This is a genomic window from Rhodopirellula halodulae (assembly GCF_020966775.1).
In the GTDB taxonomy this organism is placed as follows: Bacteria; Planctomycetota; Planctomycetia; order Pirellulales; family Pirellulaceae; genus Rhodopirellula; species Rhodopirellula halodulae.
The window spans coordinates 55,001-70,622 of sequence record NZ_JAJKFV010000029.1 but is presented as its reverse complement, the minus strand read 5'-3'; the positions used below and the strand labels follow the sequence as shown (position 1 = coordinate 70,622).

General features: G+C 55.2%; 10 protein-coding genes. 4 read left to right on the top strand and 6 right to left on the bottom strand.

All coding sequences use genetic code 11. From position 1 onward, the window contains the following. Positions 1-64 precede the first annotated feature (64 nt). Positions 65-2,092 carry a VWA domain-containing protein gene (locus LOC70_RS13365; protein ID WP_315857261.1) on the bottom strand — a complete coding sequence of 676 codons (2,028 nt, stop codon included), beginning with the start codon at positions 2,090-2,092 and terminating at the stop codon, positions 65-67. Next, complete coding sequence (locus tag LOC70_RS13360; protein ID WP_230254086.1) at positions 2,089-3,039, bottom strand: DUF58 domain-containing protein; 951 nt, start codon at positions 3,037-3,039, stop codon at positions 2,089-2,091. Before LOC70_RS13360 ends, LOC70_RS13365 begins: the two co-directional genes overlap by 4 nt. Before the next feature lie 296 nt (positions 3,040-3,335). On the opposite strand from LOC70_RS13360, the gene LOC70_RS13355 reads away from it, so the two are divergent. From LOC70_RS13355 to LOC70_RS13340, 4 genes are read left to right on the top strand one after another with little or no spacing between them, the layout of a single operon-like run. Next, the gene (locus tag LOC70_RS13355) at positions 3,336-4,730 is read left to right on the top strand and encodes a vWA domain-containing protein (RefSeq protein ID WP_230254085.1); all 1,395 of its coding nucleotides are present in this window, start codon (positions 3,336-3,338) and stop codon (positions 4,728-4,730) included. 6 nt (positions 4,731-4,736) lie between these two features. Then, complete coding sequence (locus LOC70_RS13350) at positions 4,737-6,380, top strand: sensor histidine kinase (protein ID WP_230254084.1); 1,644 nt, start codon at positions 4,737-4,739, stop codon at positions 6,378-6,380. Between the two features lie 31 nt (positions 6,381-6,411). Then, a complete protein-coding gene (locus tag LOC70_RS13345; RefSeq protein ID WP_230254083.1) occupies positions 6,412-7,131 on the top strand; it encodes a response regulator transcription factor in 720 nt (239 codons plus the stop codon). Then, positions 7,128-7,922, top strand: coding sequence for a methylamine utilization protein (locus LOC70_RS13340; protein ID WP_230254082.1), 795 nt, complete (start codon positions 7,128-7,130; stop codon positions 7,920-7,922). The genes LOC70_RS13345 and LOC70_RS13340 overlap by 4 nt, the downstream gene beginning before the upstream one ends. A gap of 20 nt (positions 7,923-7,942) precedes the next feature. Here LOC70_RS13340 and LOC70_RS13335 read toward each other — a convergent pair whose 3' ends face one another. From LOC70_RS13335 to LOC70_RS13320, 4 genes are all read right to left on the bottom strand, one after another. Then, the gene (locus LOC70_RS13335; protein ID WP_230254081.1) at positions 7,943-8,641 is read right to left on the bottom strand and encodes a Uma2 family endonuclease; all 699 of its coding nucleotides are present in this window, start codon (positions 8,639-8,641) and stop codon (positions 7,943-7,945) included. Between the two features lie 60 nt (positions 8,642-8,701). Next, positions 8,702-10,171 (bottom strand): DUF7133 domain-containing protein, encoded by a 1,470-nt coding sequence (locus tag LOC70_RS13330; protein WP_255716079.1) that lies wholly within the window; start codon positions 10,169-10,171, stop codon positions 8,702-8,704. A gap of 65 nt (positions 10,172-10,236) precedes the next feature. Next, positions 10,237-13,743: a family 16 glycoside hydrolase gene (locus tag LOC70_RS13325; protein ID WP_230254080.1), complete on the bottom strand. Its 3,507-nt coding sequence runs from the start codon at positions 13,741-13,743 to the stop codon at positions 10,237-10,239. Positions 13,744-13,866: 123 nt separating this feature from the next. Then, on the bottom strand, positions 13,867-15,468 hold the full coding sequence (locus LOC70_RS13320; protein ID WP_390889043.1) for a neutral/alkaline non-lysosomal ceramidase N-terminal domain-containing protein: 1,602 nt from the start codon (positions 15,466-15,468) through the stop codon (positions 13,867-13,869). Positions 15,469-15,622: the final 154 nt, after the last annotated feature.

Sequence of the window (15,622 nt, the reverse complement as noted above, 5' to 3'; positions counted from 1 at the left end):
ATTGCCAGGCTTTGCAAACCGCAGACCGAGGCTTGCCATAGTTCATCGTTGAGACCCGTCAATCCTACGCCAACCGCCGCGTGTAGAACCACCACTCCACCACGAGCAACGCCAGTACCGCCAACAACAACCAACGCCAAAATTCGCGTCGCACCTCGATACCAGCGTCGGCCGCAGCGACCGACTCATAGCCCAATTCGACTTTCGGCTGCACCGCCAGTCGGCTCTCGCGAGCATCAAACAGATTCACAGCAAACCGGTCCACCACTTGATCCGTGTCCGCTGCCACCAATTGATAGTTGCCTGGCTCCGAAGTTTCGACAACTTCGACCAACCCGCCCGCGCCAACGGGTTGCTCGCCGAGAGATTCTGATTGCCCGCCACGAACCTCGCGTTTGACCTCCACCTTTTCCAGGACGTTTTCCAACCGCGTCATCACAGTTTGTCCCGGTTGGTAACTGGGTGCCGCGGATGACTGGGCCGCGCCAGCCATATGTCGCAGCACGTTGAAAAGGAACACCGGCCATGACCTCTCGGCATACCAGTTCGTATTGGCCTGCGTTTCGCCCGAGTCATCTTCACTAACGAGCGGGAACCCCAGCACCAAGTCTTGATACCCATCACGCGAAGCAATCGACATTGTTGGACCAATGTCCGATTCAATCAGCGTCAATGCTCCAGGCGGCCCTTCGACCGAGCGGCCCGAAAACACCAGCAACGAATACAACTCCAAGTAGCGCAGCACCGGGTGGGTGCGGTCGATGTCGATCAGTGTCAGCGAAGCCGGATCGCTGGTCCATTTCCAATCATCGCTGGGAACCTCGCCCATCGTGAAGGTATTGGTCATGGGCATTGACTTCGGGCGACAGCGATCGAAGATGATCAGGTCGTCTTTGCCAGCATTGGCTCGTTTGGAATACGCATCCGAATCCAAGTAACCTGGCGAGACGAATTCGCAGGACGCAATTTGCTGTGACTTCGGTGTGGTCAGTCCCAATTCCAAGGCACGATTGCCCGGCGTGACGACCAAGACCGACACCAATCCGGCCGGCGTCAGAGCCGCGAACGCCTCGTTGTCGATCCCCAGGTCATCTTTCCGATCCAGCTTCAATCGCAGCGCCACGGCATCAGGGGATTCAATCGTGAACGACAATCCGGTTTGTTCTTCCGGTTCCAACTCAACCGATGCTGCGTCCACGAGGCTCTGATCCAGATACAACGATGCCTCTGTCGATCGCGCGGCATTGCCTGTGTTCAAAATCGTTGCAAAAACTTGAATCTGATTTGGGTTTTGCAGATCCCGTTGAGCTGAAAACGACACAATGGCCAGGTTACTGACATCGGATTCGCCCACCGCAACATAGGTTGGCTGCAGATTACCCAGGCTGAACTGAGTGACGTCGGCAAAGTTGCCATCGCTGTAGAGCAATAACTCCGCCGGCATCGCGTCGGCGACTTGAACATCGTTCACGTCTCCAATCTCTGATGTCCGTCTTGGGTTGGCCAACCCATCGGCTGCTTTGAGTGCACCGAGAATATCCGTGGGACGGTTGCTCACATCACATCGATCCAGTGCATCCCGCAATCGATTACGGTCTGACGTGAAGGCCTGCATCACCTCGGCGCGATCGCTGAACGTCACCAACATTGCACTCTCGCTGTCGGTCATCGTGTCGATTCGTTCGCCGATTTGCCGCCTCGCCTCTTCAAATCTTGTTCGACCGCCCTGCCCTGCTTCGTTTGTGGATCCAGCGGGTGCTTGCATGCTGGCGGATGTGTCCAGCAGAAACACCATGCGTCCGAGCGAACTGGCTTCACCACGCATTCCCGGTCGAAACAAAGCCACCGCTGCGAGCAAAACCGCCAACAGCTGCAAGAACAACAGAACGCTGTTGCGCAGCCGCTGCAGCAAGCTGTTCACGTGCAGGTCTTCGATCGTGCGCGACCACAAGTAGGTGCTGGGCACCTCGACTGGCTCACGCCGAAGTTTCAAGAAATACAGCAGCACGATCCCCAACGGGACCGCGGCCAGTACCGCCCACGGCCAACCGCCCGAGAGCGCCGGAATCCAACTCATCCCGCTCTCGTTCAACGCACCACTCCTCGGGTTCGCAGGTACTTGGTGATGACGGTTTCAATCGGCGTGTCGGTTGGCACCATGACATGCACGATGGATCGCTTGGCACAGTACTGTCGGATCTGTGTCAAAAACGCTTTGAGATTTGATTGATACTTGTCCAAGACAAATTGGTTGATCGTGATTTCCGCGGCGTCACCGTCCTCCGCATCAATCAACCGTCGATCACCCCGAAGCGGTGGATCGATTTCTTCCTGCGAAAGCACCTGCAACACAAACACATCCATTTGCCGCCCAACCAGCATCCGCAGCGCAGATTCGTAACCATCCTTGTCCATCATGTCGGTGATCAACACGACCACTCCGCTGCCGCCACCACGCATCACGAAGTCTTTCACACCGTCATGCAAGGAAACATTTTCCCCCTGCGACAGCCCATCCAGATAAGCGAGCATTTTCCAGTAGGTTCCACGCGACCGTAGTACCGGAGCATGCTGGCCTTGTTTTCCCATCGCACGCACACACACCCGGTCGCCGTGACACAAGCCGACGTAACCCAGCGCCGCGGCGAGTTGCTTGGCGACTCGCAGTTTGTTGGGCTGCCCAAAGTTCATCGACGCACTGGTGTCGATCAACGCATGAAAGTGCAGGTCCTCTTCTTCCTGAAACAGCTTGAGAAATAGCTGGTCCAAGCGGGCGTACAAATTCCAATCGATCAAACGTAGATCGTCACCCGGAACATAGTTTCGAAAGTCCGCGAACTCGACGCTTTGCCCTTTCCGACGGCTGATGCGTTCCCCTTTCATCCGCCCACGAAAGATCTTTCGCGAAACCAACTCCAACCGCTCCAGTCGCCCCAACAATGCAGGAGAAAGCAGCGGCCCCGACTCATCAATGGGAGCCTGCGGCCTGGGTTCGCTGGCGACAGCGGATTCATCATCGGAAACGGGTGAGTTGCTCATCCCAACAGTTTACCTGATCCCACGCAGGAGAATCATGCCTCGAGAAACGTTGCGGCTCTGCAAAACTCCGTCGTCATCTCCTAATGTCGATCCAAATGGCTGGTGTATTCAACCAACGGAATGCTGACTTGGCCCCCTTCGTTCGTGGCGTTCTTACCGGAATCGTTCGCCCTGACATTTCTTTTACAATTGACTGACAACCATTCGAACTTTTGAGCGATCGGTTTTCGTTCAATGAGTGACGAACGAGCCATGTCAGGCTCGATCGCTAGTCCACTCTTGTCGAGGAGAATCCGATGCGTATGTCGTTGTTGATGTCACTGGCCGCCATCATGGCGGTTGCACCGCTGCACCGAGCCCATGCAGACCAAGTCAAATTGGATGTCCGATTGGTGCATCCCGTGATGAAAGCGGGTGAAAAGCAAAACAATCATCTCCGCATCGCCTTGACTGGTTTCGAAATGAAATCCGACAAGGAACGCCCGCCGGTCAACGTCGCATTAGTGCTGGATCACAGCGGTTCGATGAGCGGGCAAAAACTGGCTCGTGCCAAAGAAGCCGCCGAAGCCGCCATTGACCGCTTGAGCGATAACGACATCGTCTCGGTCGTGCTGTACGACAGCAACGTCACCGTTTTGGTTCCCGCCACCAAAGCCACCGACCGCTCCTCCATCAAACAAAAAATCCGTGGCATCCAAGCGGGCAGCTCCACCGCGTTGTTTGCCGGTGTTAGCAAAGGCGCGGCGGAGGTTCGCAAGTTCCTCGCGGAAGAACAGGTCAACCGTGTCATTCTGCTCTCGGACGGCTTGGCCAACGTGGGCCCCAAAAGTCCTCAGGAGCTGGAAGGCCTCGGTCGTTCACTGATGAAAGAATCGATCAGTGTCAGCACACTTGGACTCGGGTCCGGATACAACGAAGACTTGATGGTGGCACTCGCCTCCGTTGGCGGTGGGAACCATGCGTTCATCGAGGACGCCGACAGTTTGGTTGCGGTGTTCAACCAAGAATTCGATGGCTTGCTTAGCGTTGTCGCCAACGAATTCGACATCGTCGTCGAGCTCGATCAATCCGTCCGCCCGGTTCGTATGATCGGCAGTGAGGGCGACATCGAAGGCCAAACCATTCGCATCCCGCTCGCTCAGCTGTACGCGAATCAAGAACGTTACTTCATCGTCGAAACAGAAGTATCGCCCGGCGAAGACGGTGCAACTCGCGATTTGGCGGAAGTGTCCGTTGAGTACCGAAACTTGCAGACCGAGACCAAGGAAAAACTGACGAGCAGCATTCAGGTACGGTTCAACAACGAAGAGAAAGTGGTGGAGGAGTCAACGGACTTGGAAGTCTTTGCCTACTGCAGCCTCCTGCTAACGACGGAACGCAATCGCGAAGCCACTGCATTGCGAGATGCAGGACAAGTCGACGAGGCACGTCAGCTTCTCGAACAAAACACGGCTCTGCTCAAAAAGCTTCACTTTGAATGTTCGGAAAATGGTGTCGAGAGCGTTCTTCCGAGCCTGAAACTGGCGGAGGACAGCAACGCAATGCAGGCGGAAGCAATCGTCGATCGCTTCAAATGGAATGAGACCCGAAAGAGCATGCGGCAGCTGCAGAATGCAGTACAAAGTCAGCAAACCTACTCGGTCGAAGTCCCCAGTCTCGCACCGTCCAGTTCCGGGTCATCCAAAAGGTAGTCGCCGTTGCCTCTGCGTCACGTTGTTGCCCTGTTGTTGCTCATCGTTTCACCGCTGATCCTGATCGGTTGGTTTGGAACCTCCACGCTCGCACGGCAACAACAGCAGCAACGTGAACAGATCGAAGAACTATTTGCGGGTCGACTACGAGACTTTGGTGAAGACCTTCGCCCCATCGCCCGCCGATACGAGATCGAACTAGGAAACGAACTTCGAGACGCCAACCGGGACATTGATCGGCTTTCCCAAATTCGTCGGACCAATCCCATCGTTCGATCCGTCATGTTGGTGGATCGCGATGGTCGATTGATCTACCCTCAAAAACCAACGTCGGATTCAGCGTCTGAATCATTGTGGCACGCCGCTCTGAGCGAGCTTGCCCGCGGACGTCCAATGATTCAACAAACGGAGTCCTCAACGCTCAACGATTCGGAGTCCGCTTCCGCCAGCGTGAAAGGCGGTCTCTCGCGACGCATGGCTCAGAGCAAAAGTCCGTTTCCTGAGGCGACTCAATGGCAAAGCTGGTTCCACGAAGACGGTTTGCAATTGGTCCTCTGGCTCCCCCGAACCGACCAAAGTGCAACGGGCGTCGTGCTGGAACGCGGACGCTGGATGGCCGACCTCGTGGAAGCGTTGCCAAACGATTCATCTGAAGAAAACGGCAGCTACGAGCTAAGAAACAGCACTGATCGAACGGTGTACCGCTGGGGTGCATCTTCCGAATCACCCAGCAACGCAGAATCACTGGCCACCGTCCGGTTGCAATCGCCTTGGAATGGATGGCGATTGATGTACACGCCGATGGTGGACTTCTCGCCGGGTCCGTTTGCGGACGGAACGATTCCGTTGTTCGCCACTCTTATCGCCGTCGCGACGATGCTCTTGCTGCTGGGTATTTATGTGATGACGGCGATTCGCCGACAAATGAACTTGGCCCAACAACGTGTCAGCTTTGCGAGTCACGTTTCCCACGAACTTCGCACCCCCCTGACCAACATTCGCCTCTACGCAGAGCTTGCCCAAAGAGACCTAAATCCAAAATCGTCGCCACTGTCATCAGCGGAGTCATCAGCCGACCAACGAATGCCACGATTGCTCGAACGTCTCGGCGTGATTGAAGAAGAAAGTCAGCGTTTGTCTCGTTTGGTCACTGGTGTCTTGGACATGGTTTCCGGCAAGGGCAAGCTCCACCCAACCCTGCAGATTGCCGACACAATCGTTCACCGAGTCGTCGATCGCTTCCGCCCCACGTTCGATAGCCTTGGATTGCGAACGGATCTGCAACTCAAAGCGGACCAACCCGCATTCATTGATTCTGATGTGATGGAATTGGTCCTGGTCAATCTGCTCAGCAACGTCGAGAAATACGCTGGATCCGGCGACCATGTCCAAATCGTCAGCTCTCAAGAAAGCAACAAGATCATCATCGATGTGATTGATGATGGACCTGGAATCACTCGGTCGGAAGCCAGACGAATTTTCGAACCGTTTGAACGTTTGGATGATTCATTGTCCGCACCCGCGGGAACTGGCTTGGGTCTGGCGATCGCCCGAAATGCCGCCAGACGACACGGGGGTGAACTCACTTGGATCCCCGCTTCCTCGGGCGCGCACTTCCGCCTCATAGTGCGTTCCATCGAGAACAACTGACAACGACCAACGATCACCCCAAGACATCGATATGACACGAATATTGATCGCGGAAGATGACCGACACACCCGCGCGGCGTTGGAGGAGTTACTCGGTGCGGAAGGTTATGACGTGGAGACAGTCGCCGATGGCCTGTCCGCATCAAAAAAGATTGAATCTAAAAAATTTGATCTGATATGCCTGGATGTCATGATGCCGATGAAAAGCGGCTTTGATGTTTGTCGATTCCTTCGATCGTCTGATTCCCAAACCCCGGTCATTTTCATCACCGCCAAAGGCGAAGAAATCGACAAGGTGGTTGGGTTTGAATTGGGAGCCGATGACTACATCAGCAAGCCATTTGGATCGCACGAAGTCATCGCCCGAGTCAAAGCTGTTCTTCGACGCTGCCAACCGGAACCCAGCCAAGCTCCCAATCCCAAAGACCCGACCACGCATGTCACATTCAACATGCACGACCTGCAAGTCACCCCGTCAAAACTACGAGCGACTCGTGGCGACACAACCATTGAACTCACCGCACGAGAGCTTCAAATCTTGATCTTGCTACACGATGCAGATGGAGACGTCGTCCATCGCCAAACGCTCTTCCAAGAATGCTGGGGACATCACCGAGTGCCCAACAGCCGAACCGTCGACCAAACGGTCAGCCAACTTCGCAAGCGAATTGAGATTGATCCCAAACACCCTCGCATCATCCAAACCGTCTACGGCATCGGCTACCGATGCGAATGCAAAGCTCACCCATGAAAACGCCCGTCCTTTCGATTATCTGTTTGGTCACATGGTGCGTTGCTTCCGCTCAAGCCGCTGATCTGCGAATGCAATTCTTGTTTGATGGTCCCGTTCCACCCCCTGAACCGCTCAAGGTCGACAAAGACAAAGCAGCCTGCGGCCAATTGAACTTACTCGACGAGCGTCTTCTGGTCGACCAAGAAACAAAGGGCATTCGGAACGTTGTCGTGTACCTCTACACTGGTCGTGGAGGAACGCGATTGCCTGCTTGCAAACCGTCCAAGCAAGTTCGAAAACTGCTGGCAAAAGCATGCCGCTTTGAACCGCGTGTGGTTGTAGCTCAAAGCGGAGACACGTTGATTTTGGACGAATCAGAGGCTGTAGTGGGCCACAGCATCAACCTCAACTTTTTTGAGAACAGGACTTCAGGACTCACGATTCCTGTCGGAGACAATCGCGATATCGCGCTACAAAAGGCAGAGCCAGCACCGATACCGGTCGAGTGCAACATTCACCCTTGGATGCGAGGATGGTTGGTCGTCCTGGATCACCCCTACGCCGCCGTCAGCGATGCTCAAGGGCGAATTGAAATCAAAGGCCTACCCGAAAACCAAGAACTCACTTTTCGCGTCTTCCATGAAGACGCGCGCCAACTGACCAACATCACGATCGATGGCAACGTTCATCAGTGGGACCGCAATCGATTCCAGGTCAACTTGGCCGAAGGCACCAACGACCTCGGTCAGGTGAAGCTTTCACCCGAGAACTTTGCGAGCGTTCAAACAGCAGGCTCAACCGGACAGTGACAACGAGGAGTACTGCTCAATCAACCGTTTGCAACGTTAGGATCTTCGTCCACGTCCGGACCGTCCAGAACTGCGAACATTTCCGCCAAGTTGATCTTCAGCCCGGGAAGAACCTCACCACCATCGAGCGACTCCGTTTCGCCACGCACTGATGACTGCGTCGCCGAGGTGAAGATGGCAACGGACCTTCGAATGGGGTCCACCGTCCAAACCAACCGGACGCCAGCGTGAAAATATTCGCGACGTTTGCGAGCCATTTCCGCGCGAGTGTTCCCTGGACTGAGTACCTCCACGACCAAATCCGGAACGATTCGAGGAAACGCCTCCTCCGGCAATTCTCCGCCCGGCAGCCGGTCCCAAGACAAAAAAGCCACGTCGGGACCGCGAATCAGATCGGGAAAGAGGGTCACAAAACCATCCGCTCCCGAAACGATGCCCAGCTTGTGTTTCGACACATGATGGAACAGAAAGTGCCCGATCGCGAGTGCCAGCAGTGATTCTTTGAACCCCATCTGCTTCTCCACCAATTGGCCGTCGACGAGTTCGCACATCACGCCCTGAGCATGAAGGATGGCAAGATCCTCCGCTGTGGCAGGCCGGGAGGCTTCCACCACCCTCAATCGATCGGACGAAATGCCTCCCAGGTCCGTCAGCGTGTCAGCGACACTGAGAGGCAAAGCCGCATTGGCGGTGGCGTTGGGAAGACTGGGAATTTGCATGGTCACATTCTAACTCAAATCGAACCATTGGCTCAAACCAACGCTGGCAGGTTCATCCACTCACTGCCCAACGGCGATTCGGTTCAACGTGTAGTACGCCTGCGGGTGCAAGAGCGGATTGCCGTCTTGGTTGCGGACGCCATTGGAATGCAGCTCGTGAACATGACCAAGTTGCAGTCCGTCGATCACCAATCGCACGTGCATTCCGTCCGGCGAAACGGTTGCGGTGGTGATTGTGGGTCGAGTCCCGTCGACTTCGGGACTGCCGTACTGCGAACGGTATTCGTAGGTGTACGTTTCGATCTCGTAGCCCGCCAAATCGGTCGCGGTGGCTGGATCCACGGCTTGCGTGAACTCCAGATCAAAGCCATCGGAAGTCGACTTCATGTGCTTGATTTCAAACGGAATTTCGCCGGTCCAATCCAGACGCTCCACGGCGAAGTTTCTTGGTCCAACCGACCCCCATCCGCGATTGGTTCCACCGACGAACAGAGCCCCCGAAGGAGATAGTTCCATACCGACGTTGCCCGACGCAAATCCCTTTCGGAATGGAAAACAAACGCCCTGCCACACCCCGTCGACTTGCTCCAAGTCCACTCGCATCACCGTGCTTTGCGATTGATCGCTGACGAACAATTGATTTTCGAATGGACCAAACTTTCCGCCGGTTTGATCGCAGACGATTCCGGACGCGCTTTTGCCCATTTTGTCGTACGGGAACATCACCACGGTCGGAATCAATTCCGGGATTTTCGCGGCCTCGGTCAGAATGCGACTTCCGCTTTCAGGCTCGGTAGGTCGTTTGCCCATGTTGGGCGCATCGTCGTACCAGTCCCAGCCTCCCGGATGCCCGACAAACTTGCCTTCTTGCAGGATCTTCAACCCACACGTTCCATTCCAAGGGCCCTGGTTGTCGGTGTAGAAAACGTTGCCGTGAGAATCCGTCCCCATTCCCCCAGGTGAACGCACTCCGCTGGTATAGGGAATCGTCTTTCCATCCGAAGTGACCTTCATGGCCCAACCACGAAACGGCACCTTGCTGGAGAATGACCCCGTCAGACAAAGCGTGATCAGCATGTCACCATTGGCATCCAACTTGGACCCAAACGCGTATTCGTGGTAGTCACCCGACACGCCCCATCCATCGGCGTGCGTTTGAAAGATATCCGCCGAACCATCGCCGTCGGTGTCTTTCAATCGAGTGATCTCGGGCCGTTGAGTTGCGATCAACCAACCGTCTTGTTCAGTCAGACTCAAGGGTTCATGCAACCCGCGAGCGAAAACGCTGAATTGATCCGCCGTCACTTTCTCCGACAGCGGATCTTCCACCATGAAGATGTCGCCGCGGCGTGAACAAACCGCGAGACGGCCGTCTTCCATCCATTCAAAACCACACGCTTCAATCACCTCTCCTTCTGGTGTTTCAAAAGTCGTGATCTTGTAGTAATCGCTTTCCTGCGGAACCTCCGCGTGGACAAATGCGGACCAACTGAAGAGCAATGCCAGGGCGGCCAAAGGTTTGATAGACATAAGTTTGATTTTGATCGGATGATTGAGTGGAACTGTTAGACGGGCGACTCGACGAAAGCAAACGATCACCAGCGAATGATTTGCTGGATCGTCTTCGTCTCACCCGCGGGCAACGTCGCTCGCCAAGTCGTTATGTCCCCGACGGTTACCTCTTCCAAACGCACTCCTTTCACCGTCACGACCAATTGATCGTTCACGCGGAAGGTTTGGGCATCGTCAGATTCTTCGAGCAATTCGACTTTCCCGTCGCTGGGTTGCCACACCCAAGACGACTGGGTTTCAGGAACCGTGACGGTCAATGAACGAACCAGCCCCGACTCGGACGATTCATTGCTTGCCGACGCGAGCGAATCTTCCACTTCCAAACCTGACGACTGGATTTTGAACGCGATGGCGTCGCCTTCGATCAATCGATAGCCACCAAACCGGAACCCTCGTTCTCGGGCCGATTCCTTCGGCCAATCCGCATTGAACGATGACAACGAAGCAAATGCGGACGCTCCTTCCAATGTCGCCACGGCGTCACCCAAGGGTTCCTGGCGACCTTGTCCGCGACCTCGCCAGTGAAGCGAAGCATCGAAGAAACCATTCTTCCAAACGCGAGCCAAACTCATCCGTTCGGCATCCCAGATGAAGTTGACGTTGGTTGGCAACGCGACGCCGATCCCGCGAGCACTGACGCCCGTGAAGAAATTTCGATAGATGCGTAGTTTTTCATCGGTTGGTTTCAACACGATGGCGTTTTGCTTCAACCCGACCGGCTCCTTGGCTTTGTCACCCAACGACAGGTACTTCCAAATCGCATCGATTTGGTTGACGGGGTCTCCATCTTCAATCGTGGTGATCGAAGACTTGCCGTCCACAAAACTATTCGGCATCCGGGTTCCTGGACGGTAAACCGTGGGTGCCTGCAAATAACGTTGAAACCACTCGTATCGCAATCTTTTGGGCATCGTTAACAAGTCAATGGCCCCCAAGCCACCACCGGTGTCGCCACCAAAACTGTGGCACTTGATGCACGCCAAGCCGTCGTTACCGCACAACTGTCGACCATCCGACAGAATTGTGGATTCCGTTGCCTTGCTAGTTGGATTTTCCATCCTTGGATTGACATCCAATCGATTGATCGCAGCATGCCATTGACGAAGCGGCTCGTAGGCAAAGGCCGGCATTCGCGTCGCCATGTAGCCACGCAAGTTCGCCCCATGATTCAGAACATCAACAATGGTTTGTGGCTGAAGCTTGTCGCCAACGCCGGTCAACTGCGGTGGTAAGCGACCTTCCAACCCCATTTCGGGAACTGTCGACACAAACGATTCGTCTCGCGAAAGTTCGGGGCCCCCGACACCATCTCGCTGGTGACAGGCATAACAGTTCAGCGTCACCATGGTCATGTGCACCAAACGTTCGTCCGAGGTTTTGGGGCGTTCACCCGATCGTCGACGTTTGAGAGCGGCCTCGATTGCCGAAACCTGAGATGCTCCCAAGGCAAAATCCACAGCGGGCGAAGCAACCTCTGAAGACAAACACCCCTTGCCCTCCGTCGCTTGGTTCAGCGCCAGTGCACTGACCAACGAAAACCCGTCGGCTTCTTCACTGCCAACCGAGTGACAATTGGCACATCCCGCGGCAAAGAACTGCTGCTTGCCCTTTTCAATCAAGGACGAATCGGCCACGAATTCACTGGGCAGCAAATCCAGCGGCTTTCCACCATCAGAGCCACCGACCCAATAGGCGATGTCGTCGCGAGCGAAGGATTCACTTTCCACTTCCAAGCTCAAAGCGGTGCCGCCTCCCCCATCGAAATACTCGACACGGATCGGATAGACGCCCGCCTTCAACTCATACGTGGCTTGCACCAATCGTTCCGGGTGAATGCCATCGTTCTCCAACCGCTTGCCATCAATTTCGAGAGCACTGCCATCGTCACTGTTCAAGTAAAACGTCAGCTTGGAGTCCGAAGAAACCGTCAAATCCGTTTCATAGACGACCGCGAAGTTGTTCTTTCGATCCAGGCCATCAAAGCTCAAACCCGTTGTTTTGTCGGTGAAGACAGGCTTCAACGAATCGAATTTTGGCAATTGATCCCATGAACCGTGGTAGACCGTGCGAGTGAAAGCTTCCGACGCCTCGCCCACTGTGACTTCGCGAGTGAGGTACGCGGCAACCGCCATGATTTCGTCGTCCGATCCCACCATCGCCGGCATCCGCAAACCGGGCCGAAGTTCGTTGCAAGTTTTCAAGAACTTCGTCAATGAAGGCAGGGTGTACTTTCGATGCGGCTTTCCAAGTGGCACCGATGACGGAGTGGGACGAGCCGGATCAGCTGAATGGCAAGCCACACACCCCGCCGTTTGATAAAGCTTTTCACCTCGCTCAGCCAACTTGGCACTCGTGATCCGATCCTCCAGCAAATCTTTGTTGAGCGAATTGAGATAACTCGCGATCTCGGTTGCTTTCTGTCGACGCCCTTCCGGAGTCTCACCCGGCCATGGATCCGGCATCACGGTGCCATTTTTTGTCAGGTGTGGGTTGGCAACCATGTCGACAATCGCATCGGCACGAACGCGACCAAAAACATTCTGCAGGTCGGGACCTCGTTGTTGCGGGGCGATAGTTGGCCCTGAATTATGACAGGCACCGCAGGCAAGGTTTTCAATCAACACTTCACCGGCATCCGCCATCGACAAGGAACTTGTATTGGCGAATCGTTCAAAACCAGGGACGACGGGACGCTTGGCTTCTCGCTCCGCATCACGAGGCAAAACCCATATGTTTCGGTAACGCACCTGATCGCCGTGATTCTGCAGGTAGATCGGTCCAGGATCCGGTCCTTCTTTCAGCGGCGCAGCCCGCGTGGTCTGAGGCACGGCGACATTGTTCTGCACAAGCACGCCATTCAATCGCACGGTCAATCGCGCGTCGGTGATCTTGTTGCCGTCCTCGCCGAATCGAGCGGCGGTGAAATCCACATCGTAAGTTTGCCAGCTCATCGGTGGATAGCAAACATTGACCGCTGGGGCGCTGACCGTGTAGATCGCACCACATTCATTGTCTTTCCCCTCCAAGCCAAACGAATCCAGCACTTGCGTTTCGTAACGACCTTGGTGATAGACGCCGCTGTTGCCCCGCTTCTGCCCGCTCGCGGTTGGCATGAATGGAGTGCGAAACTCCAAGTGCAACGTGTAATCCTGGAAAGTTTGTTTGGAAGTGGTCCCGTGTTTCAGCCAACCTTCGGGAGTGACCTGTCCGTTTTTCCAGTTTGCTTCTGCGGATGTTTCGCTCCCGTCAAATAGAACGACCGCGTCGGCGGGTGCCGGACGTCCCATCGTACTACTGACCCGCGTCACCCGACGGAGATTCATGGAATCGATCAATCCCATCAACACATCTTCGTCAGCTTCGACTCGGCGTGGCGAGGGCTTGGCCCCAGCCCCGGGCAAACCACCTTCGTGAATGACAACATCGAACTCACCATCGCCGATGGCGATCACCTGCACCCCCAACTCGTCGGCAACGTACTCGCCTTGCAATTCAAAATCGGGATCATCGACGGTTGCGTCTTGAGCCATCGACGACTGGCTCGATATGGCAAAGCAAAGAACTGAGACTGCTAGACAAGCCCAAACGCAGATGCGGCTTTGCAGAGAGCAGATTTTCAATTGGAGATTCATCGAGCAAAAATATTGGAGGAACTATTCAGACAGATTTTCAAATCGGGCGACCGCGGGATCCGACGCCGCACTTCGCAACAAACTCAACGCCGCTGCCACCAACTTTTCTCCGGCCCCGGGCTGGGTCCTTGAATTGATCACTTCGTAGCTTCCTTGAGCGAACGCGGCGTGAGTCGGTAGATAGGCGGTTTCGGAGCAATTCGTCAGCTCTATCACCAAGGTATTTCGGAATGGCGAATGCCGCTTGATCGCCAATCCTAAGTCGACAAACACTTCCCCGGGCAAGAAAACCAACGCGAGTTCCTGGCCGAGGGTGATGGTCGCCACCTCCACCGGCAGATGATCACCAACCCCCTTCCAAGCCACCATCGGAGCAACATTCGCCGGATGCGACGGTTCGATCCATGAGGTTTGGTGAAGCAACTGGTCCAACTGGACGGTTCGGTTGGCCGCCACCAAATCTTCGAAGGCAACTTTCTCACCAGCCCTCGCCCGAGGAACCAACGCTTGGGCTCGCTCCACTTCAGATTTGGAAATGGAGCGCAAGGGCAACGGGACCACCGAGTGCCTGTATTTTAGTTGTTGTGTAGGCGCTGCCGATGCGTCTATTGACTTGGTGAGCAATTCCTTCGATTTCTCGATCAGCGTTTTGCTCAGTGCGTTTCCGATGAACTCGGTGCTGTTGCGTTCCGAGCGAGATGGATCGACGTGGTTGATATCCCCACAAGTTCCCGCCCCGAATAAAGAGATCACCTCCGCCCCACATTCCTGCTCGACGGCACGCTGCATGATCGACGGATAGTCCGCACTCCATCGGGTGCCGCCGACCGTGTCCAAATGCAATGCGAAGGAACTGCAAACGGCAAATGGTTGACCATCGCTAGCGTCCTTCGCGATCACAATTCCCAGCTCATCGTCGATCGGCCCCGCCGCTCGCAATCGCTTCGGATTGGATTCACGTTGCCAGGTTTGAATGCTTCCGTCCTGCATCACGGAACGTCGGTTGAAAGAAACCGGCACAGCTTGCTCCGCGATTCCCGCAACGACAGTCGCCCGCTTCCGGTTCTTGATCGCGTCACCAATCACACCCACCATCTGCTGGACCAAACTCTTCGCGTAGGAGCTATCGGCTTCCGCGAGTTCCCCTTGCAGGAACTTTACCAGATGGGCCCGATGATCCGGTGCCGTGTGGGAATGCGTCGCTGAGATCAAATGATGTTTGATCGGGATCCCATGTTTGCTTTCTGATTCCCGGCTGACCTCTTCATACAAATCTCGGGTGACTCCCACCAAATCGCAGGCGACCCACACGAGCTGCAGGTCGCCCTGCTCTAAGACGAAGGCTTTCGCAAACAGAGGATCTCGCGTTTCCGTCGCCAGTCGTTCGTGAAAGTACCCCGACATTGGAAAACCAACGGGCGGGGTGATTTCTCGCTGAGCCGCCCCAACCCACAACTCGCTCCCAGAATTGCGTTTCGTTTTTCCGGATGAAACATCATCGGCTAAACAAATGGTCGTGACGACAAGCGAGCAAAACAGCAGAAGACAACGATGCAGAATTGCTTCCGAACAACAAACAAACCCTATCACGAGAGCCCAATGAGCATGGAAGCAACGGCACATGGTGTTTCCAAACGAATGCGGAAGAGGGGTGGGCGACCGATCGCGAATTGGTCAGACAACCAATCTGAATCAATCGATGAAGGCGGGACAGCAACCGTCACCCTCCACTGAACCGGGCGAGGGGGTCGTGCTGCAGATCACATTGTAGATACTC

Bases quoted from the DNA above. Each gene is read 5' to 3' on its own strand.
- LOC70_RS13335 (WP_230254081.1), bottom strand. From the start codon at position 8,641: ATGCAAATTCCCAGTCTTCCCAACGCCACCGCCAATGCGGCTTTGCCT.
- LOC70_RS13355 (WP_230254085.1), top strand. From the start codon at position 3,336: ATGCGTATGTCGTTGTTGATGTCACTGGCCGCCATCATGGCGGTTGCA.
- LOC70_RS13325 (WP_230254080.1), bottom strand. From the start codon at position 13,743: ATGGCTCAAGACGCAACCGTCGATGATCCCGATTTTGAATTGCAAGGC.
- LOC70_RS13330 (WP_255716079.1), bottom strand. From the start codon at position 10,171: ATGTCTATCAAACCTTTGGCCGCCCTGGCATTGCTCTTCAGTTGGTCC.
- LOC70_RS13360 (WP_230254086.1), bottom strand. From the start codon at position 3,039: ATGAGCAACTCACCCGTTTCCGATGATGAATCCGCTGTCGCCAGCGAA.
- LOC70_RS13340 (WP_230254082.1), top strand. From the start codon at position 7,128: ATGAAAACGCCCGTCCTTTCGATTATCTGTTTGGTCACATGGTGCGTT.
- LOC70_RS13345 (WP_230254083.1), top strand. From the start codon at position 6,412: ATGACACGAATATTGATCGCGGAAGATGACCGACACACCCGCGCGGCG.
- LOC70_RS13320 (WP_390889043.1), bottom strand. From the start codon at position 15,468: ATGTGCCGTTGCTTCCATGCTCATTGGGCTCTCGTGATAGGGTTTGTT.